The sequence below is a fragment of the Enterobacter sp. CRENT-193 genome (assembly GCF_002787395.1).
Lineage (GTDB): Bacteria > Pseudomonadota > Gammaproteobacteria > Enterobacterales > Enterobacteriaceae > Enterobacter > Enterobacter hormaechei_C.
Map to the genome: position 1 here is coordinate 960,688 of NZ_CP024812.1, position 21,153 is coordinate 981,840.

Consider the following 21,153-nt stretch of genomic DNA (forward strand, 5'->3'; position numbering starts at 1 on the left):
AAGCCACCCGAACTGTTTTAGCTACGCAGTATCGCGCCGGGATAACCCAGCTGGCGCCACGCCTCATACACCACCACCGACACCGCATTCGACAGGTTCATGCTGCGGCTGTCCGGCATCATCGGAATACGAATTTTCTGCTCGGCTGGCAGGGCATCCAGAATGGTGGCCGGCAGGCCGCGGGTTTCCGGACCAAACATCAGATAATCCCCGTCCTGATAGCTTACGGCGCTGTGCGCTGGCGTGCCTTTGGTGGTCAGGGCGAACATGCGCTGTGGTTTTTCGGATCCCAGAAACGCGGCGTAATCGTGATGACGAACGACGGCGGTAAACTCATGGTAGTCCAGCCCCGCGCGGCGCAGACGTTTGTCGTCCCACGTAAAGCCCATCGGCTCAATGATGTGCAGACGAAAACCGGTGTTGGCGCACAGGCGGATAATATTGCCGGTGTTCGGCGGAATTTCTGGTTCGAATAAGACGATGTTAAGCATGCTGCCCCCTTAATTGCGGGGGCAGAATAGCAGAAAAGAGAGGGACTAGGCGACGCCCGGCTCCTGCGCGCGGCTATACAGCATTTTGTAGACGGTTGCCGCCGCGGCCACGAGAGCAGGCACGCTGAGGATCATTAAAATACTGTCTGCCTGCCACTGCATGGAAAGAAGCTGGGCGCTGGTCATGGTGCCCGCCACGCCGCCGAAGCGGCCGATCCCCTGCATCCAGGCGATACCCGTCGCGCGGCACTCGGTAGGGTAAAAGGTGGCGGCCAGGGTCTGCATGCCCGACTGCGCGCCGTTCATCGCGATCCCCATCAGGAAAATTAACCCGCCAAACAGGGCGATATGGTTATGCTCAATGCCGAGTAAAAGAATCAGGCCCATCGTCAGCACGAAACCACACGCGACCACCTTGTGCGCTTCCCAGCGATCCATCATCCAGCCCGCGAGCAAAATGCCAGCGGTGCCGCCGAAGGTGAACAGCGAGGTGAGCCAGGCGGATTCCGCCAGCGCATACCCCATCCCCTGCATCAGCGTCGGCATCCAGCTCAGCAGGACGTAATAAATCACCAGTCCCATAAAGTAGGTGACCCACAGCATCAGGGTGCCGGGCAGCCAGGGCATGGAAAACAGCTGCGACACGCTGCCTTTTTTCGACGCGACTTTCTCCTCTGTCAGGAAAAAGCCCGTGACGCTATCCAGCGTGCTGCGGGCGAACCGGCTGGCGATGCGGCGAACCTGGGCGATGTCTTTCCCGCGCTGCACCAGAAACTTCACCGACTCCGGCAACAGCAGCGCCAGCAGCACCGTTAAAATCAGCGGCGCAATCGCGCCGGTCAGCAGCACGCTTCGCCAGCCATGGTGAGGGATAAGCCAGGACGAGATCGCCCCGCCGCCCGCCGCACCCAGCGGAAAGCCGCAGTACATGGTGTTAATTGCCATGGCGCGGCAGCGCTGGGGGGCAAACTCTGAGATCAGCGTGATGGCGTTAGGCATCGCGGCGCCCAGCCCGAGACCGGTCAGAAATCGCCATAACGTCAGGGTATTCAGACTTTGCGCCCAGGCCGTGCCCAGGCTCGCCAGGCCGAAGAACAGACACGAAAAGACCAGCACGCGCTTGCGTCCCATCCGGTCCGATACCGGACCTGCAATCAGGGCTCCCAGCGACAGCCCCAGCAGCGCCGCACTCAGCACCGGCCCCAGATCCTGTTTATGTATTCCCCACTCCGTCGACAGCGTAGGCGCAATGTAACCCATCGCTGCGGTATCAAACCCATCGATCGCCAGCACCAGAAAGCCCAGCACAATAAGAAGCCAGTGAAACCCTGAAAAAGGACTTTCATCGATCACCTGCTGAATATCCACCCGACCTGAATACGTCATACGTTCCCCTCCGATGTGATGTTGTTTTTGTGTTCTTGTATTTGCTTGTCTATACAATTGCGGAGGGGCGGGGTGTGTCAAATTTTCTTATCAAAAATGTTACGCAGGTGTTATTTTCGACAAAAAAAGCGCCCGAGGGGAAAGTCGGGCGCGGAAGAAGGGGAGGCTAACCGGGGAAGATCAGGCCGCGTTTCCTTGGGAAAGAGGGGCCAGCGCCGCAGGCAGCTTACTGAGCTCCTGCACCAGAGAGTCTTTGCTGATTTCGCTAATCGACTTCGCCCCGGTCAGGGTCATCGCTACTTTCATCTCTTTCTCGATCAGGTTCAGCAGATTCGCCACGCCCGCCTGGCCGCTGGTGGCCAGCGCGTACAGGTAAGCACGGCCCAGCAGCACGCTGTCGGCGCCGAGCGCAATCATGCGCACCACGTCCAGCCCGTTACGGATGCCGCTATCGGCCAGGATCGCAATATCGCCTTTCACCGCATCGGCAATGGCCGGCAGGGCGCGGGCGGAGGAGAGCACCCCATCAAGCTGGCGGCCACCATGGTTAGAGACCACGATCCCATCGGCGCCAAAACGCACCGCGTCACGGGCATCTTCCGGGTCGAGGATCCCTTTGATCACCATCGGGCCGTCCCAGAATTCGCGGATCCACTCCAGGTCTTTCCAGGAGATCGACGGATCGAAATTGTTCGCCAGCCAGCCAATGTAGTCCTCCAGCCCGGTCGGTTTACCGAGGTAGGCCGAAATATTGCCCAGATCGTGCGGACGGCCGTTCAACCCGACATCCCACGCCCACTGCGGGTGCGTCACCGCCTGCCAGTAACGGCGCAGGGCCGCGTTAGGGCCGCTCATGCCGGAGTGGGCGTCGCGGTAGCGCGCGCCGGGGGTCGGCATGTCGACGGTAAAGACCAGGGTTGAGCAGCCCGCCGCTTTGGCGCGCTCCAGCGCGTTGCGCATAAAACCGCGATCGCGCAGGACGTACAGCTGGAACCACATCGGGCGCTTGATGGTCGGGGCGACTTCTTCAATCGGGCAGACGGACACGGTGGAAAGGGTAAACGGAATGCCTTTGGCATCTGCGGCGGCGGCGGCCTGCACTTCACCGCGACGGGCATACATGCCACATAAACCGACAGGTGCGAGCGCTACCGGCATGGAGAGCGTCTCGTTAAACAGCTTCGTCTCAAGGCTCAGGTCAGACATATTTTTCAGCACGCGCTGGCGCAGGGCCACTTCCGACAGATCCTCCACGTTACGGCGCAGGGTATATTCGGCATACGCCCCGCCGTCGATATAGTGGAACAGGAACGGGGGCAAAATGCGCTGCGCCGCGGCGCGATAGTCACTGGCTGCTGAAATAATCATGCTTTGTTCTCCCTGGAAATATCACTCTCGCCAGGCAGACGGGTAATACGCGCCTGTCGGGCCTGATCTTCATCGAATCGTTTAATGGTGGTATGCACGAAGCCGAGATGCGCCATCATCGCCTTGCGCGCGGCCTCGGCATCTCCGGCCAGAATGGCGGTGAGCACCGCCTCGTGCTGTTCGGTCAGCTGGGCAAACACCGGCGGCACCAGATACATGCGCTGGCGGCTCTGCTTGACGGAGGATTGCAGCAGGTCGAAGAACCCGCGCATGGTTTGCAGCAGCACCACGTTGTGCGAGGCCTCGGCAATCGCCAGATGGAACCGCACGTCCGCCTGGGAGGCGATGTCCGGGTCGCTGCTTTGCGTGGCTTCAAAACAGGCTTTGAGCTTCTCTTTGTCGGCGTCGGTTGCCCGCATCGCCGCGTGCCACGCGGTGCTGGTTTCGATGGCGTGACGCGCTTCGAGGATGTCGAAGCTGTAGTCAGGGTCGTTTTCCATCAGCGTCTTCAGCGGCTGCACGATGTTTTGTTCGGACCAGTCGTCATGCTGCCAGCGCACGAAGGTGCCGCCGCCGCGACGGCTCAGCAGCACCCCTTCACTAACCAGCGTCGCCAGCGCCTCGCGCAGTGAGTTGCGCGACACGCCAAGCTGAGCGGCAAGCTGACGCTCGGCGGGCAATCTCATGCCCGCTTCCAGCTGTTGTTCTTCTATCAGCGCCCGTACGCGAGTGGCAATCTCGTCGGACAGGCGTCTGGGCATCACTATCATGGAATCATCCAGGTTAAGACATAGGCCTGCAATGTGGTGATCACGCCCACCATGCAGGTAAATATCAGGCTGTGTTTAACGGTAAAGCGGAACAGATCCGACTCTTTGCCTACCAGCCCCACCGCAGCACAGGCAATGGCGATGGACTGCGGTGAGATCATCTTCCCGGTCACGCCGCCGGTGGTGTTCGCAGCGACCAGCAGCACGTCCGAGACGCCAATCTGCTGCGCGGCCGTGGCCTGTAGGGCAGCAAACAGGGCGTTAGATGACGTATCTGAACCGGTCAGGAACACCCCCAGCCAGCCGAGGAACGGCGAGAAGAAGGTAAACGCGTGGCCGGTATGCGCCAGCGCTAACGCCAGCGTCGACGACAGGCCGGAGTAATTCGAAATAAACGCGAACGCCAGCACCATGCCGATGGAGTAAATCGGCAGCATCAGCTCTTTAATCGTCGCCGCAAAGGTCTGTACCGCGGCGGCAGGCTTCATGCGCAGCCACACAACGGAAAGGATAGCGGCAAACAGGATGGCCGTACCGGTGGCTGAGAACCAGTCGAACTTAAACACTGCCGCATACGGCGTGGCGTCGTGCACCACCGGCGGCATACGGGCGACCATTTTGTCGAGGAACGGCACGGAGATATTAATCACCATGTCGTACAGCGCGCCGCCCGGGGCGAACAGGGCTTTAAACGGCGGAATGCTCCACAGCGTCACGGTGGCGGTCAGGAACAGGAACGGTGACCATGCGCGTACAATCTGTCCGGCGGTATAGCCGGTGCGCGCCAGCGTCTGATCCACGTGCGATGCGCCCATGTCAGCAAAGCGGAAGATACGTACCGGCTGCCAGCGTTTCAGGAACAGCGTCAGACAGACCAGCGACACCAGGGAAGAGATGATGTCCGGCAGTTCCGGGCCGAGGAAGTTGGAGCTGAGATACTGGGCAATGGCGAACGAACCGCCCGCTACCATCACCGCAGGCCAGGTCTCCTTCACGCCGCGCCAGCCGTCCATAATCGCCATGATCCAGAACAGCACGATAATGGTCAGGAACGGCAGCTGGCGGCCCACCATCTGGCCGATCTCGAAGCTGTCCAGCCCGGTCACCTGACCCGCCACCAGAATCGGAATGCCCATCGCGCCAAACGCCACCGGGGCGGTGTTCACAATCAGGCACAGGCCAGCGGCATACAGCGGATTAAAGCCCAGCCCGACCAGCAGAGCGGCGGTGATCGCCACCGGCGCGCCAAATCCTGCCGCCCCTTCAAGGAACGCCCCGAAGGAGAAACCGACAATCAGCATCTGTAAACGCTGGTCCGGTGTAATAGAGAGAATCGACGAGCGAATAATGTCGAACTGCCCGGTTTTCACCGAGATTTTGTAGACAAAGACAGCGGCGATGATGATCCACGCAATCGGCCACAGGCCGTAGAAGAAACCATACACCACGGAGGCCAGCGCGCGATCGACCGGCATTTTATAGAAGAACAGCGCCACCAGCAGGGCGATGGCAACGGTGTACGTTGCGGCAAGGTAGCCCTTCAGCTTGAGCTTTATCAGCGCAAAGAAGAAGAACAGGATCGGTAGCGATGCGATCAGGCTCGACAGCCAGATATTCCCGGCCGGATCGTAGTTTTGTTGCCAGAGGCTCATGCAGGTCTCCTGAGGACCACACGGGTGTTCGTCGGGTGAGTCTCTGCTCATCTCAGCGTCACACTTAGTGTAAAAGTGGTCCTTCCAATATTGTGATGTAGGGTTAATGGCAATAAATGGTTAACCAAGTGTTGCTATTCAGCAATGCTTTTGTGAAGTGGAGCATCGAAACTGTGAACGATGGATAGCTTTACGCATGATTGGTAGGACCAAAACCGCAAGTTCAACTCACCGCGTGCGTTGGGAGCGGTAGTCAGGTGGAGGGCATTACATTCGCCTTTTGAGCAGATACGGCGCGTAAAAGAGGTTGAATAAAATGGGTATGTGATAATATTGCGTGAATCAAATGAGGTTTGTTTGTTTTATTTATGTTTTTGAAAATCTGTATATGTGTGATCAGAGTGATATATTTCTTATAAATAAAAATTTTTTTTGGTTAAAAATGCGAAATCGAAGCTGTAGCAAAAAATTTTAATTAAGGTAAATTTCACATATAGATTTTAACAGTGTATTACAAACGATCAATTGCTGATCGATAAGGAAATATCCTGTTTAACCGCGATTTTTCAGGATAAAGTGAAATAATTTTTTGCTGAAGTGACATTTTTTGGCTAATAATATTCTGAAATAAATTGATCAAACAATGATCAGTTAACTCTCTTGTAATTTAGTTGCGGTATTAAAAGCAGATTAATAATTATTAGGGCAATGGAAAGGGGTTAAATTTGTTAGTTGAGTGTTAATTTCAGAATGTTTACAAGCGCGGCGTATTACTTTTCAATACGTAGACGTTAAAAGGCATTTGATTTACTATTTATTCAGAAGCAACGTAACAGAAGATTTTAAATTTATTACTAACCACAACGTATTCAGTGTTATTTTCGGCCAGAAGTCATTCCTCAGTTGAAGGATATCTGTGTATGGCCTTCTGAAAATATACGGATTATCACCATGGGATGGACCCTGCTTTATTCTATAAGGTCGCGTCACCCATTCTGCTAAAACCCTTTCGGTGGCGTTTTTAAATCCTTATAGCGGTTATTGTACCTGGTACAACAAGTCTATATCTGTTTAATTTACAGAGGGGAAAGTGTTCCAAATGAAAATCAAAAATGTGGCGCTGGCGATTGCCGCGGCGGGGCTGCTGTTATCTTCTCAATCGGTACTGGCAAGCAGTGATTCTGGCGTTAATGCTTCTCTGGATACCGGTGCGGGTTCGCAAAGTACGGGCGGGGTGATCAATTTTACCGGGAAGATTACCCTTATTTCCTGTGATATTACTCCGGCCTCTAAAAACAAAACGGTAGACCTTGGGGCGTGGGCAAAAAGCTACTTTGACGATCACAACGAAACGACGCCGCGCGAGTTCAAAATCAACGTGGAAAACTGCCCGGAGACGGTTGAATCGGTTGCGGTACTGTTTGACGGAACCAAAGATACGGTGAATGACACACTGCTTCAGGTTACGCCAGGTGAAGGTATGGCGACGGGTGTCGGCGTGAAGCTTTATAACAGCGATCGCAGCACCGCGATTAAACCGGGTACGGTATCTGAAACAACCGCACCGGATGATGAAGGCAATGCTGAATTAACTTTCTATGCCGCACTTGACAAAGATGGCACAGAAATCAACGCCGGCGATGTTAACGCCGTTTCTAACTTCCTGATGGTTTATAACTGATTTCACTGTCAGCCACCTCCAGAGATAATAATGATGAAACGTTTATCGTATATTATGCTCACTGCATTAATGGTTAGTTCTGCGTCAGTTTCCGCTGGCGTTGTAATGGGGGGAACACGGATCGTATACCCACAACACAGCAAGGAGGTGGCATTTTCTGTTTCTAATATGGAAAGTGCGGTTCCCTATCTTATTCAGTCGTGGGTTGAAGGGGATGGGCAGGGTAAAAATAACGCTGCGCCATTTATTGTCACGCCACCTCTGTTCAGACTTGATCCGGAGCAGACCAATACGCTGCGTATTCAATATACCGGCGCTCCGCTGCCCACAGATCGTGAATCTGTATTCTGGCTCGATATTAAAGCGATTGCGCCAAAGCCAAAAGAGAGCAGCAACGAATTACAAGTTAACGTTAAATCGAAATTTAAAATTTTCTACCGCCCGGACAATCTAAAAGGGGACGCTGCAACTGCCTGGCAGAAAATAACGTTTTCGCGGACGGGAAAAGGGCTTAAGGCCGCTAACCCGACGCCATACTACGTCTCTTTTTATCGGCTGACCGTTGGCGGGCATAAAATTGAGCAGCCGGGCATGATCGGTCCAGGGGAAACCCGTGAATGGCCTGTGTCCGCCTCCGGGGGCGTAAGCTGGTCGGCTATTAATGATTTTGGTGCCATCACCGCCACCCACACCCAGCCTCTTTAAGATCATGCCTTTTCGCCTGTTTCGTTACGCGCCGCTTTCAGTGTTGCTGCTTAGCTTCAGCCGTGCGGGGATGGCCGAGGATTACTTTGATCCCGCCGCGCTGGAGCTTTCCTCTACTGAACAGAAAACGGCGGATCTGCACTATTTCTCTGAAAAGGGCGGGCAGATGCCAGGCACCTGGCTCGTGACGCTGGAGATTAACGGACGCGAGGAGCGGCATCAGGAGATCACCTTCGTCAATGAGAAAGGCAGCCTGCAACCCGTTTTTAGCGTATCGCTGCTGGAAGCGCTTGGCGTAAATGTAGGGGCCATTCCTGCATTCTCCCGGTTGCAGGAGGGAGAAACGTTCACGCACCTCGAGGATTTTATTCCGGCAGCGCGAACCTCCTATGATTTCAACCAACAGCGCCTTTTTCTCAACCTGCCGCAGGCGGCGATGAAACACCGCAGCCGTGGCTACGTGCCGCAGTCGCAGTGGGACGATGGTATCCCGGCGGCATTTACTGATTACAGTCTGTCGGGCGGTCAGGCCCGTCATCAGAGCGGGGTCACGACATCCAGCTATCTGAGCCTGCGTAACGGCATCAATCTGGGGGCGTGGCGGTTGCGCAACTCTTCGGCCTGGAGCCACAGCGACGCGGGCGGCAACCATTTTCAGTCGCAAAGTAGCTGGCTGAGCCGGGATATTCGCCGTCTTAACAGCCAGCTACGGATCGGCGATGCCTGGACCGCAGGCGACGTCTTCGATAGCGTGGCGTTTCGCGGGGTTCAGCTCTCGTCCAGCGAGAGCATGTTACCCGACAGCCAGCGCGGCTTCGCACCAACCATCCGCGGCGTTGCACACAGCTTCGCTAAAGTCTCCGTTTCGCAAAATGGCTATGTGATCTATGAAACCTGGGTGGCCGCCGGGCCATTTATCATTAACGATCTGTTCCCCGGCGCACAAAGCGGCGATCTACAGGTTACGGTCACGGAAAGTGACGGCTCAACGCGCGTCTTTACCCAACCCTATTCTGCGGTGCCGTTTATGCGACGCCAGGGCAGCCTGAAATACAGTCTCAACGCCGGACGATTTCACTCCGGCTCCGGCGATGCGCGTTCGCCTGAGTTTGTTGAAGGCGCTTTTTTCTACGGTCTGCTCTCCAGGATGACGGTGTATGGCGGCTTTCGTACGGCGAGCAACTACCAGGCCGGTGCAATTGGCATAGGCAGAGGGTTTGGCGCATTTGGCTCGCTGGGCATTGACGATACGCTGGCAAAAAGCCATTTACCCGACGGCAAAAACGCGATAGGGCAGGCGTGGCGCATTCAGTATCAGAAAGATTTCAGCGCTACCGGCACCGCCTTCAACCTGGCGAGTTATCGCTATGCCTCGCGCAATTACTATGAATTTAGTGAACTGAATCAGTCTGACAGCCAACAGCTGCAACTCAATAATCGCCGTAGCCGCTCGCAGGTCACCTTTTCACAGACGCTGGGTCAGTTCGGCAGCCTCAGCGTCTCGGCATGGATGCAGGATTACTGGCATACGTCCGGGCAGGATAAAACCATCCACATTGGCTGGTACACCAGCTGGCGGGGCATTTCCTGGGGCGCGGGATATGACTACACCGACTCAGCGCGTGAGCAGCATCCCGATCGCACCGTGTCGTTTAACGTCAATGTTCCGCTTGGCCACTGGTTACCGGACAGCTCGGTCAGTTACTTCATCAACCACAACAATCGTGGAATGACCACGCAGCAGATGTCTCTCAACGGCAGCGCGCTGGCGAATCGCAACCTTAATTACAGCGTTCAGCAGAGTAAGGCCAGCGAGGGACAAGCCGACAGTACCAGCCTGGCGCTGCAATACAACGGTGGCTACGGCAACGTCAGCCTCGGTTATGACCACAGCCGAAGCGGTAGCAACGCGAGCCTCGGACTCGCCGGAGGCGTTATCGCCACGCAGTATGGCGTCACGCTTAGCGAGCCGCTGGGCGATACCGTCGCCCTGCTGCGCGTGCCCGGTGCGGCGAACGTTGAGCCGGAGGGTTACAACGGGATCCATACCGACAGCCGCGGCTATGCGGTCATGCCAACGCTCTCGGCGTATCGCAAAAATACCGTCAGCCTTGATACGGCGACGCTGGGTGAGAACGTCGACGTTGAGCAGAGCGGTCTGACGCTCATTCCCACCAGCGGCGCGGTGGTGCTGGCCAATTACAAAACCCACATTGGTTATCGCGTTCTGTTTTCCCTGCGCTACCACGGTGAACCGTTGCCGTTTGGCGCGCAGGCTGAAGTGGTGGAGCAGAACCGCCATTCTGCAAACCGAAGCATGGTCGCTGACGGCGGTCAGGCCTACCTGAGCGGAGTACCCGAGCGCGGCACCCTGCGCGTCACCTGGTATGAAAACGGGGAGCAGCAGCAATGCCAGACACCTTTCAGATTGGGGAAAGCTCATATGGCCCCCGGCATCGCTACGCTGTCTCTTGAGTGCCACTAGAGGAATATCATGCGTCGTTTTATTCACTGGTTTTTCTATCTCAGTCTGCTTTCGCTTTTTGGCATGCTGAGTTTTCATGCCCATGCCCAGACTTCAACCTGCCGCACCACGCGCGATCAGTGGGTCGTTCAGGTGCCTTATGCCATTGGGTATGCGCCCGGCACGTCTGACTGGACGCCGATATCTGCGCCGATACAGTCTACCGGGGCGGATTTCTACAGCTGTGATGGCGGGAATGACCCCTGGCGTAGTATCGGATTTGTCGAGCTGGATAACCCCGTCGGCACCGTGGTGGGGGAAGACGGTGCGTCGCGGCACGTCTACAAAACCCAAATTGACGGCATCGGCTACGCGCTCGGGTTCCGCGAGCAGCAGTACTGTGGTGCGGATGCCGTACGGTATATTGATGGCACCAGCCCGGTAGACGGCAACGAGTCCCGGCGTATCTGCGATGCCTCACAGAATCCTGCCTTTGCCAGCGCCCCAACGTATAAATTGCAGTTCTGGGTGGTGTTTTACAAAATCCCGACGACCAGCCCCATGCCTGACGATAACGCCAACTCCCAGGAGCAAAATGTCGGATCGCTGATATTGCAGGCGGGAGAAAATCAAGCCAGCGCCACCAACGTGGCGACACCAGTACAGATTCATCTCGCCAGCTTCACCGTCAGGCGTACCAGCTGTTCAGTGGGCTCTCGCAGCATTCTTGTTCCCATGGGGAGCGTGAGCCAGCGTGAATTTCACGGCATCGGCTCCCGCGCCGGGGGCGGACGCTTCAGCATTCCGGTGACTTGCGAAAATAACACGGCGGTTAAGATGGGTTTCTTTGGCGATACCACGCCGGGCAACGATCGGGCGCTGGCGTTGACGAAGCAGGAGGATAGCGCCAGCGGTGTCGGGATCGAACTGCTTTACGGTGACAATACCGGTTCGGTTCAGGGGCAGGTGGTACCGTGGAACACCCCGCAGGTATCAGCGCTTGGGCAAGTAGGGGATAACCAGACGCAAACCTTCTGGTTTGATGCGCATTACATTCAGACGGAAGCGAACGTGACGGCGGGAAAAGCGGATGCGATGGCCACGTTTAACCTGATTTACAACTGAGTTTCCCCTGCCGCAGCGGCAGGGGAGGACGATCAGAACGCGGTCTTACAAAAACCCGTCATCTCTTTCAGGCCCATTTCGCGACCAAGCTCAGTCATCGGGTGCACCACCACCAGGCCACGGACGCTTTTCTTCAGCTTGCCCATGTCGGCCTGCTCTTTTTTGGTGATCGCGCGGCGATGCGGCATGTTCATCAGCTTCTGCGCTTCTTTACTCAGCTTCTGGCCTTTCACTTCGCGCAGGCGTTCAATTTCCGCCTCCAGCTTCACGGACTCTTTTTCCAGCTCGGCATATTTCTCGGCGGAATCAACAAGGGAGAGGCCGGCCATCTGATGGCGGATCATATCCAGACGGTCGCTCAGGCGTTTAATTTCGTTCTTTTCGACTTCTTTCATGACAAATAACTCTGAAAACGGGGAATTTACAGGGAAGGATACACCAATGTGTGCGGGCTTACTTCTGAAACGCTTTTTTTAAGCTGATTTTAGAAATCAGCTCAGTCAGGGAAAGCACCATGGTGGAGCGGACAACCTGTTGATAACGCAGCTTTTGCATCGCGTACAGCTCTGGGTCGCTGTTATCAAACTGAGGTGCGGGAGGGAGCGCGGATACGCAGTGCAGTTCGCCGAAGGGCCCCAGTATCTCATCATCGGTAAAGGTGTACTCATTGCCGTCATGATTGAGCTCTTCGCGCAGCGCCATTAACAGCTCTGCGTCTTCATACTCCTGACGGTTCAGCACGCCGAGACCGTAAATCAGCTTCAGCCGTACCGATAAATCGCCCAGCGGTCCGTCTCCGTCCAGTAACGGTTCTACAGCGTACTTTACCGCGTAGTCGTCTTTGCGAAACACCTGAAGCACCAGAATGTTTACCGCCTCGGTTAACAGCTCGACGGCGGCAATCAGGAAACTTCGTACGGTTTTGCCAGCATTCAGACGCTCAAGCACACGATTTTCAAAGGCCTGGGTTTGTTCCATTATTGCCTGCATATCTGACAATCTGTTATTCGGGCGCAGGCTCACCTGCGCCGGACTCTGCATCATTTGGTTGCGTTGTATGCGCTGACCGCCTCCGCAACTACGTCACTGTTGGCATCCAGACCGGAGATCTGCGCCAGCGCAGCCTGCGCGCCTTTGTCATCAATCAGCTGAGCCAGCTCAATCGCCTGCGGGTCCTGCTCGCTGCGGTAGTGCATTGCGGCAGCGATTCCCTTCACCAGGTTAGCGTGCGGCAGGCCGTATTCCAGCGTGCCCAGCAGCGGTTTAATCAGGCGATCGCCCGCGCTCAGTTTACGCAGCGGCTGACGACCCACGCGCTCAACGTCATCTTTCAGATACGGGTTTTCAAAACGACCGAGGATTTTCTGGATGTATGCTGCGTGTTTATCAGCATCAAAACCGTAGCGTTTGATCAGCACCGCGCCGCTCTCTTCCATTGCCCCTTTGACCACCGCACGGATGTTCTCATCGAGGATCGCGTCACGAATGGTCTGATGACCGGCCAATTTTCCGAGGTACGCGGTTATAGCATGCCCGGTGTTCAGCGTGAAGAGTTTACGTTCGACAAATGCCATCAGGTTATCGGTTAATTCCATTCCCGGAATGGTCGGCAGCGCGCCCTTAAACTGGGTTTTATCAACGATCCACTCGCTGAAGGTTTCCACGGTCACTTCCAGCGGGTCGTTGGTGGCGGATGCTGACGGCGGAACGATGCGATCCACGGCGGAATCAACAAAACCTACGTGCGCTTCAACCCAGGCTTTATCTTCGTCGGCGACGGCCGCAAGAACGTGGCCTTTCAGCTGCGTGGTGCCGCGCACCATGTTTTCACAGGCGATGATGTTCAGCGGCGTTTCAACGCCCTGTGCTTTACGCTTCGCCAGGCCTTTCGCGACCGCCGGGGCGATACGCTCAAGCACCACCGGACCCACGGCTGTGGTGACCAGATCAACGCTGGCAATAAGATCGATAACATCGTCGCCAATGCTGCTTACCGCGTTGACGCCAGAGACCGTTTCAACCTGTTCGTTTTCACCCACCACGTGAACCTGATAGCTATGACGGGCATTCAGGGCATCCAGAACCACCTGATTCACATCGGCGAATGTCAGGGTAATGCCCGCGTCTGCCAGCAGTTTACCGATAAAGCCACGACCAATATTACCTGCGCCAAAATGTAATGCTTTCATAGTGTTAACCTTCATCAATGTTTTTACCCGAGAGGGCTGGGGTGAGGAACGTTTTCCCCTCACCCTAGCCCTCTCCCCGGGGGGGAGAGGGAGGAGTACCGTTATTTGTTAAGCAGGGCCAGAACTTCTTCAACGCTGGTGGTGTTGGCCAGACGCTCAATAACCGTTTCGTCATCCAGCGCGTTGGTCAGGCTGGTAATCACCTGGATATGCTCGTTGTTGCGAGCGGCGATACCAATCACCAGACGGGCGATGTCGTCCTCTTCTTCACCGAAGCGCACGCCATCAGGATACTGACAGAACACGACGCCGGTTTTCAGCACGCGGTCTTTGGCTTCCACCGTACCGTGTGGAACCGCGATGGATTCACCCAGGTAGGTTGGGGTCAGCTTTTCACGCTCCAGCATCGCCTCAACGTATTCCGGCTGAACGTAGCCACCTTTCACCAGCTGCTCACCGGCGAAGCGAATGGCCTCTTCTTTATTGGTCGCCGTGCGGCCAAGGAAGATGTTTTCTGCGCCCAGTTTGAACAGATGCGCGTTGCTCTCGTCGAAGCTGTCTTGCAGGCTGGTACGTACTTTCACTTCGTTATCTTCATGGCGCTGCGCCGCCACCAGACGTTCGGTCAGGCTCGTGTACAGGCCGCTGTCGAGGAAGTTGGTCAGGGAAATGTGCTGCGCCTGCGGTACCTGACGCATAGCGCGTTCGGTCAGATCGCGGTGCGTGATCACCAGGTCAACGTCCGGCGGCAGGCTGTTAATCGCGCTGTTGGTGACGGAGATGTTGATCAGACCCGCATCCTGCACTTTCTTACGCAGCACGCCCGCACCCATTGCGCTGGAGCCCATACCGGCATCACAGGCCACGATGATTTTACGAACGTGGCTCAGGTCGTTAGAGACATCGCCTGCCGCCAGCGGCGTTGCGCCTTTGGATTCGGCTTTCATGTCATGCATACGACGGGTTGCCGCTTCGATATCGTCGTCTTCTTTCACCTTGCTGGTTTTCAGCAGGATAGCGGAGGCCACGAAGGAGACCGCCATGGCCGCACAGATCGCCGCGATGTTCGCGAAGTAGGCGCCTTTCGGGGTCATCGCCAGCACCGCCAGGATAGAGCCTGGAGAAGCCGGAGAGACCAGACCGCCGCCCAGTACGCTCAGGGTGAACACGCCGGTCATACCGCCGAGGATAACGGCCAGGATCAGGCGTGGGTTCATCAGCACGTACGGGAAGTAAATTTCGTGAATACCGCCCAGGAAGTGAATGATTGCCGCGCCGCCAGCAGACTGCTTCGCGCTGCCGCGACCGAAGAACATATATGCCAGCAGAACGCCCATACCCGGACCCGGGTTGGCTTCAATCAGGAAGAAGATGGACTTGCCGAGATCGTGAGACTGCTGAATACCCAGCGGCGAGAAGATACCGTGGTTGATGGCGTTGTTCAGGAACAGGATTTTCGCCGGTTCAACGAAGATTGACGCCAGCGGCAGCATGTCATGCGCCACCATGAAGTTAACGCCCGCCGCCAGCAGCTTGGAGAGCACTTCAACCGCAGGGCCAATGCCGAGGAACGCCAGAATCGCGAGGATCATCCCGATGATGCCCGCAGAGAAGTTGTTCACCAGCATTTCGAAGCCGGATTTGATCTTGCCATCAACCCAGACGTCAAATTTCTTAATCGCCCAGCCGCCCAGAGGACCGGCAATCATCGCACCGAGGAACATCGGCATATCCGCACCGACGATCACCCCCATGGTTGTGATGGCACCCACGACGCCTCCACGGTCACCGCCCACCAGACGACCACCAGTATAACCGATGAGCAGCGGCAGCAGGTACGTAATCATTGGGCCAACAAGTTTCGCCAGCGTTTCGTTAGGCAACCACCCTGTCGGAATAAATAATGCGGTGATAATACCCCACGCGATAAACGCGCCGATATTTGGCATCACCATGTTGCTGAGGAAACGACCAAAGCTTTGCACTTTGATCTTGAAATCGGATGACATAAAACACCCCTTCTTATGTTTACGCTTAGGCTTGTGGCCCGAGGTTTATCGTTAATGTGCGGCGGCAGAGGTAGCCGGGCCCTGTTCTGATGCTGTGAAATCTGGCACTGAATCGTTCAACTGTCCAGACAGCGAAATTTTGTGTGATCTGAATCACATGAATGTAGGGGGTGAGGATATTAATGAAGTGATCGCGATCACATAATGAGTGTGTAAAAAAAATACATCGTTCAGAATTACGCCAAAATGGGCGGGTTTTTGTGATTAATATCACAATGTTAAGTTGGCTGTTTGTTTTCAGATTGTGATTTGATTCACAAAATATTTTTATGCAGATTTCTCCCGTATCCCCTCACGACAGGAATGCGATACGCACACCTGTCTTTTACCACGGCTTGATCCATACTGACCTCTTTGTGGGCATTAAGGATAAGCAATGAAACTCATCGGCAGTTATACAAGTCCTTTCGTGCGTAAGATTTCGATTCTCCTGCTGGAGAAAGGGATTGAATTTGAATTCGTAAATGAACAACCCTACAACGCTGAGAACGGCGTTGCGCAGTACAACCCGCTGGGGAAAGTCCCGGCCCTGGTAACGGACGAGGGCGACTACTGGTTTGATTCCCCGATCATTGCGGAGTACATCGAGCTGCTTGGCGTTGCGCCGGCCATGCTGCCGGCGGATCCAAAAGCAGCGCTGGCGATGAAGCAAATTGAAGCCCTGGCGGATGGCATTATGGATGCGGCATTAACGTCCGTACGCGAGCAGGCAAGGCCCGCCGCCCAGCAGTCAGAAAATGAGCTGCTGCGCCAGCGCGAAAAAATCAGCCGCAGCCTGGATATGTGCGAACAGCTGATCCGCGACGGGAAAATTCAGAGCGATAGCCTGAATCTGGCGACGATCGCCATCGCCTGCGCCATCGGCTACCTCAATTTCCGCCGCGTCTCGCCGGGCTGGTGCGTAGATCGTCCGCTGCTGGTCAAACTGGCGGAGACGCTCTTCCAGCGCGAAAGTTTCGCCCGGACTGAACCGCCAAAGGCTTGATGCGGGTTATAACACTTCCTGGCGGGAGGCGGTACAATCCCCCCACATGTTAACTCCCTCTCCCGTCGGGAGGGGGGAAGATATTTACTCGCCAGGCGCATTCATGACTACTCATCATTCCCTCTACAGCCAGATCCCCGCTACCGATCGTCTGCTTCGTGACCCGCGCATCACTGCGGTGCTGGAGCAGTTTGGCCATACTGCAACGGTCGACATGCTACGCCAGCTTCAGGACGATGCGCGTCGCCATATTCAGGCTGAGAACGCGCTACCCGGCTGGTGCGAGGCATGGGCGCAGGAAGTTGAAAGGAGGTTGAGCAAGCACGCGCAAAGCGCGTTGCGCCCGGTTATTAACCTGACAGGCACGGTTCTGCACACCAATCTGGGCCGGGCACAGCAGGCAGAAGAGGCAATAGAGGCCGTCACCCGGGCCATGCGCTCGCCGGTGACGCTGGAGTACGATCTGGACGGCGCCGGGCGCGGACATCGCGATCGCGCGCTGGCGGATCTTCTCTGCCAGATCACCGGCGCGGAAGATGCCTGCATTGTGAATAACAACGCGGCGGCGGTGCTGTTAATGCTGGCGGCCACCGCAAGCGGAAAAGAGGTTGTCGTCTCTCGCGGCGAGCTGGTGGAGATCGGCGGGGCGTTTCGTATTCCGGACGTCATGCGGCAGGCGGGCTGCACGCTGCATGAAGTGGGCACAACTAACCGTACCCATGCAAAAGATTATCGCGCGGCGGTGAATGAAAACACCGCCCTGCTGATGAAAGTGCATACCAGCAATTACCACATTGAGGGTTTCACCAAAACGGTGGAAGAGGCTGAACTGGCCGCCATCGGGCGCGAGCTAAACGTGCCGGTGATTGCCGATCTTGGCAGTGGGTCGCTGGTGGATATGCGCCAGTATGGTCTGCCAAAAGAGCCAATGGTGCAGGAAATGGTTGCCGCGGGCGTAAGCCTGGTCAGTTTCTCTGGCGATAAACTGCTGGGCGGGCCGCAGGCGGGTATTATCGTCGGCAGGCGCGAGCTGATTGCGCAGCTACAGCAGCATCCGCTGAAGCGCGCCCTGCGTGCCGATAAAATGACGCTGGCCGCGCTGGAAGCCACGCTGCGGCTCTATCTCCACCCGGAGAAACTGGCTGACCGCCTGCCCACGTTGCGTTTGCTGAGCCGTGATGCGGCCTCTGTTCGCGCGCAGGCGGAAGCGCTACTGCCGCAGGTTGCTCCTCATTACCCTGAGTTTGAAGTTCGTATCGAGCCTTGCCTGTCGCAAATTGGCAGCGGCTCGCTGCCGGTGGACAGGTTACCGAGCGAAGCGCTGACGTTCACCCCGCGCGACGGACGCGGAAGCCAGCTTGAGGCGCTGTCGGCGCGCTGGCGCGCATTACCGACGCCGGTGATTGGCCGGATCGGTGACGGGCGCATGTGGCTGGATTTACGCTGTCTGGAAGATGAAGTGCGGTTTCTGGAGATGATGTTGAAATGATTATTGCCACCGCCGGTCACGTTGACCACGGCAAAACCACGTTATTGCAGGCCATTACGGGCGTGAATGCCGATCGCCTGCCGGAAGAGAAAAAGCGCGGCATGACCATTGACCTGGGTTACGCCTACTGGCCGCAGCCCGACGGTCGCGTGCTGGGCTTTATCGACGTGCCCGGCCACGAGAAGTTTCTTTCCAATATGCTCGCGGGCGTGGGCGGGATCGATCACGCTCTGCTGGTGGTCGCGTGCGATGACGGGGTGATGGCGCAAACGCGCGAGCATCTGGCGATCCTCCAGCTGACGGGAAACCCGCAGTTGACCGTCGCCCTCACTAAAGCGGACCGTGTGGAGGAGGCGCGTATCGACGAGGTGCGTCAAGAGGTGCTGGCGGCGCTGAGTGAATACGGTTTTAAGGATGCCGCACTGTTTGTCACCGTAGCGACAGAAGGCCGCGGTATCGATGCTCTTCGCAACCATTTGCAGCAGATCCCGTCTCGTGAACAGGCCAGCCATCACCGCTTCCGTCTGGCGATCGACAGGGCGTTTACCGTGAAAGGGGCTGGGCTGGTGGTGACCGGTACCGCGCTGAGCGGGGAAGTGCACGTGGGCGATACCCTGTGGCTCACGGGCGTGAACAAACCGATGCGCGTGCGCGGGCTTCATGCGCAAAACCAGCCGGTGGAACAGGCCCACGCCGGGCAGCGTATCGCGCTGAATATTGCCGGTGATGCCGAAAAAGACCAGCTTAACCGCGGCGACTGGCTGCTGGCCGACGCGCCGCCGGAGCCCTCTGAACGGATTATCGTTTCTCTCCAGACCCATACGCCGCTGACCCAGTGGCAGCCGCTGCATATCCACCACGCGGCCAGCCACATCACCGGACGCGTGTCGCTGCTGGAAAACGATCTCGCCGAACTGGTGTTCGACTCCCCGCTCTGGCTGGCGAATAACGACCGCCTGGTTCTGCGCGATATTTCGGCGCGGGAAACGCTGGCGGGCGCGCGCGTGGTCATGCTGGATCCGCCCCGTCGCGGCAAACGTAAGCCCGAGTATTTACAGTGGCTGGCCGCGCTGGCCCAGACCCGCGATGATAAGTCTGCGTTAGATATCCACCTTGAGCGTGGCGCGGTGGATCTGGCGGCGTTCGCCTGGGCGCGCCAGCTCAGCGGCGAAGGATTGCGTCTTCTGACGCAGGAGCCAGGTTTTATTCAGGCCGGGAACAGCCTGCTGAACGCGCCGGTGGCGGCGCGCTGGCAGCGCAAAGTGCTGAGCACGCTGGCGACCTACCATGAACAGCATCAGGATGAGCCCGGCCCGGGCCGTGAACGTCTGCGGCGCATGGCGTTGCCCATGGAAGACGACGCGCTGGTGCTGTTGCTGATTGAAAACATGCGTGAAAGCGGCGTTATTGCAAGTCATCACGGCTGGCTACACCTGCCGGAACACAAGGCCGGTTTTACCGCTGAGCAGGACGCGGTCTGGCAAAAAGTGGCGGCGCTGTTTGGCGATGAACCGTGGTGGGTGCGCGATCTGGCGCGTGAAACCAATACCGATGAGCAGCTGATGCGTCAGGTACTGCGCCATGCGGCACAGCAGGGGATGATTGTGGCGATCGTGAAAGATCGTTATTACCGCAACGATCGGATCGTAGCGTTTGCGAACCTGATCCGGGAGCTGGATCAGGCGCGCGGATCAACCTGCGCCGCAGACTTCCGCGATCGGCTGAATGTGGGACGCAAACTGGCGATTCAGATCCTGGAGTATTTCAACCGCATCGGGTTTACGCGTCGTCGTGGCAATGACCATGTGCTACGCGACGCGCAGTTATTTCCGTAAGCGTTAAGCGCTGCGCGCCTGTTTCTGCTTAGCCAGCCAGACCGCGCCCAGCCTTCCCGCCTGGTTACCCAGCTCGCAGGGAAGGATGGGCACCCGGAGCGCCTCCCACTCCTCGAATCGCTGTAGGTATTTATCCAGCAGGAGATAGATTTTCTCCTGCTCGCTAATGCCGCCGCCAATCAGCACCGCCTGCGGATCAAACATGGAGATCACGCTGTAGATGCCGCGCGAGAGGAAATGCGCCCACTCTTCTATGGCCTCACGCAGATGCACGTCGCTGTCCATGCGTTTAAACAGCTCCTCACCGTCAGGCATCTCATCTTCCGACACGGCCAGCGCGCGGCGGCAGGCTTTCATCAGGCCGCTGGCTGACGCCACTTCGTGCATCGGCTCGCCGTTGTTGCCAACGGGCAGCACGCCAAACTCACCCGCCCGGTAGTGCGACCCACGGTAGAGATCGCCCTCCATGACGATACCGCCGCCGATGCCGGTGCCGATGGTGATGCAGACAAAATGCTCATAGTCCTTGCCGGCGCCCTGCCAGCGTTCGCCCAGCGCCGCGCAGTTGGCGTCATTTTCGGTTGTTACGGGGAGATCGGTCAGCTGTGCGAAAAGCTCGCACAGGTTTTCACCGTCAAGGTAATCCAGCGCCCCGGCCTTGGCCGCTTCGCCGGTATGGTGATTGATGTGGCCCGGAAAACTCACGCCGATGCCGACGATCTCATGCTCCTGGCGGTACTTATCCACCACCGCTTTCCACTTCTGTTTGAAGGTGCTTTCATCGTCAGGCGTATCATATTCATCGGATGTCAGTTCTTCGCCGTTTTCGTTAATCACGCCGTGTTTGATGTGGGTTCCGCCCACGTCAAAGCCGATAAATAGCTGCATTGCATCGTTCCTCATGAGCCCCTGAGCTATTAAGTATGGCTCTGGCGGCAGAAACG

17 protein-coding genes are annotated in these 21,153 nt (G+C 56.8%); 7 read left to right on the forward strand and 10 right to left on the reverse strand.

Features of this window, described 5'->3' with window-relative positions; translation table 11 throughout:
- Positions 1 to 17 precede the first annotated feature (17 nt).
- The 5 genes from trmL to lldP all read right to left on the reverse strand — a co-directional run bounded on the left by trmL (position 18) and on the right by lldP (position 5,667).
- Entirely contained in the window at positions 18 to 491 is a 474-nt protein-coding gene (gene trmL, locus CU081_RS04755; RefSeq protein ID WP_003860178.1) for a tRNA (uridine(34)/cytosine(34)/5-carboxymethylaminomethyluridine(34)-2'-O)-methyltransferase TrmL, read from the reverse strand.
- Between the two features lie 45 nt (positions 492 to 536).
- Entirely contained in the window at positions 537 to 1,877 is a 1,341-nt protein-coding gene (locus tag CU081_RS04760; RefSeq protein ID WP_022652049.1) for an MFS transporter, read from the reverse strand.
- A gap of 180 nt (positions 1,878 to 2,057) precedes the next feature.
- Positions 2,058 to 3,245 carry a quinone-dependent L-lactate dehydrogenase gene (gene lldD / locus CU081_RS04765; protein WP_006808631.1) on the reverse strand — a complete coding sequence of 396 codons (1,188 nt, stop codon included), beginning with the start codon at positions 3,243 to 3,245 and terminating at the stop codon, positions 2,058 to 2,060.
- Positions 3,242 to 4,015, reverse strand: coding sequence for a transcriptional regulator LldR (gene lldR / locus CU081_RS04770; protein ID WP_022652047.1), 774 nt, complete (start codon positions 4,013 to 4,015; stop codon positions 3,242 to 3,244). The genes lldD and lldR overlap by 4 nt, the downstream gene beginning before the upstream one ends.
- Complete coding sequence (gene lldP / locus CU081_RS04775) at positions 4,012 to 5,667, reverse strand: L-lactate permease (protein WP_003860175.1); 1,656 nt, start codon at positions 5,665 to 5,667, stop codon at positions 4,012 to 4,014. The genes lldR and lldP overlap by 4 nt, the downstream gene beginning before the upstream one ends.
- A 1,099-nt stretch (positions 5,668 to 6,766) precedes the next feature.
- Between lldP and CU081_RS04780 the strand changes: the two genes are divergently transcribed.
- From CU081_RS04780 to CU081_RS04795, 4 genes are read left to right on the forward strand one after another with little or no spacing between them, the layout of a single operon-like run.
- Positions 6,767 to 7,348 carry a fimbrial protein gene (locus CU081_RS04780; protein ID WP_003860173.1) on the forward strand — a complete coding sequence of 194 codons (582 nt, stop codon included), beginning with the start codon at positions 6,767 to 6,769 and terminating at the stop codon, positions 7,346 to 7,348.
- 30 nt (positions 7,349 to 7,378) lie between these two features.
- Complete coding sequence (locus tag CU081_RS04785) at positions 7,379 to 8,053, forward strand: fimbrial biogenesis chaperone (protein WP_022652045.1); 675 nt, start codon at positions 7,379 to 7,381, stop codon at positions 8,051 to 8,053.
- A 4-nt stretch (positions 8,054 to 8,057) separates the two neighbouring features.
- Positions 8,058 to 10,538 (forward strand): fimbria/pilus outer membrane usher protein, encoded by a 2,481-nt coding sequence (locus tag CU081_RS04790; RefSeq protein ID WP_022652044.1) that lies wholly within the window; start codon positions 8,058 to 8,060, stop codon positions 10,536 to 10,538.
- Positions 10,539 to 10,547: 9 nt separating this feature from the next.
- A complete protein-coding gene (locus CU081_RS04795; protein ID WP_022652043.1) occupies positions 10,548 to 11,642 on the forward strand; it encodes a fimbrial protein in 1,095 nt (364 codons plus the stop codon).
- Positions 11,643 to 11,674: 32 nt separating this feature from the next.
- On the opposite strand, the gene CU081_RS04800 is transcribed toward CU081_RS04795, so the two are convergent.
- The 4 genes from CU081_RS04800 to CU081_RS04815 all read right to left on the reverse strand — a co-directional run bounded on the left by CU081_RS04800 (position 11,675) and on the right by CU081_RS04815 (position 15,840).
- Positions 11,675 to 12,037, reverse strand: a complete 363-nt coding sequence (locus CU081_RS04800) for a YibL family ribosome-associated protein (RefSeq protein WP_022652042.1) — start codon at positions 12,035 to 12,037, stop codon at positions 11,675 to 11,677.
- A 58-nt stretch (positions 12,038 to 12,095) separates the two neighbouring features.
- Entirely contained in the window at positions 12,096 to 12,686 is a 591-nt protein-coding gene (mtlR, locus tag CU081_RS04805; protein WP_015572766.1) for a mannitol operon repressor MtlR, read from the reverse strand.
- Positions 12,683 to 13,831: a mannitol-1-phosphate 5-dehydrogenase gene (gene mtlD / locus CU081_RS04810; RefSeq protein WP_017382581.1), complete on the reverse strand. Its 1,149-nt coding sequence runs from the start codon at positions 13,829 to 13,831 to the stop codon at positions 12,683 to 12,685. Before mtlD ends, mtlR begins: the two co-directional genes overlap by 4 nt.
- Before the next feature lie 101 nt (positions 13,832 to 13,932).
- The gene (locus tag CU081_RS04815) at positions 13,933 to 15,840 is read right to left on the reverse strand and encodes a PTS mannitol transporter subunit IICBA (protein ID WP_022652041.1); all 1,908 of its coding nucleotides are present in this window, start codon (positions 15,838 to 15,840) and stop codon (positions 13,933 to 13,935) included.
- 436 nt (positions 15,841 to 16,276) lie between these two features.
- Here CU081_RS04815 and CU081_RS04820 point away from each other — a divergent pair, with 436 nt between their 5' ends.
- The 3 genes from CU081_RS04820 to selB all read left to right on the forward strand — a co-directional run bounded on the left by CU081_RS04820 (position 16,277) and on the right by selB (position 20,209).
- Positions 16,277 to 16,885 carry a glutathione S-transferase gene (locus CU081_RS04820; RefSeq protein ID WP_015572763.1) on the forward strand — a complete coding sequence of 203 codons (609 nt, stop codon included), beginning with the start codon at positions 16,277 to 16,279 and terminating at the stop codon, positions 16,883 to 16,885.
- Between the two features lie 103 nt (positions 16,886 to 16,988).
- Complete coding sequence (selA, locus tag CU081_RS04825; protein ID WP_022652040.1) at positions 16,989 to 18,374, forward strand: L-seryl-tRNA(Sec) selenium transferase; 1,386 nt, start codon at positions 16,989 to 16,991, stop codon at positions 18,372 to 18,374.
- Entirely contained in the window at positions 18,371 to 20,209 is a 1,839-nt protein-coding gene (gene selB, locus CU081_RS04830; protein ID WP_022652039.1) for a selenocysteine-specific translation elongation factor, read from the forward strand. Before selA ends, selB begins: the two co-directional genes overlap by 4 nt.
- 3 nt (positions 20,210 to 20,212) lie before the next feature.
- Here the strand turns inward: selB and CU081_RS04835 are convergent, their stop codons facing one another.
- Positions 20,213 to 21,097: an ROK family protein gene (locus CU081_RS04835; protein WP_003860164.1), complete on the reverse strand. Its 885-nt coding sequence runs from the start codon at positions 21,095 to 21,097 to the stop codon at positions 20,213 to 20,215.
- Positions 21,098 to 21,153 lie beyond the last annotated feature (56 nt).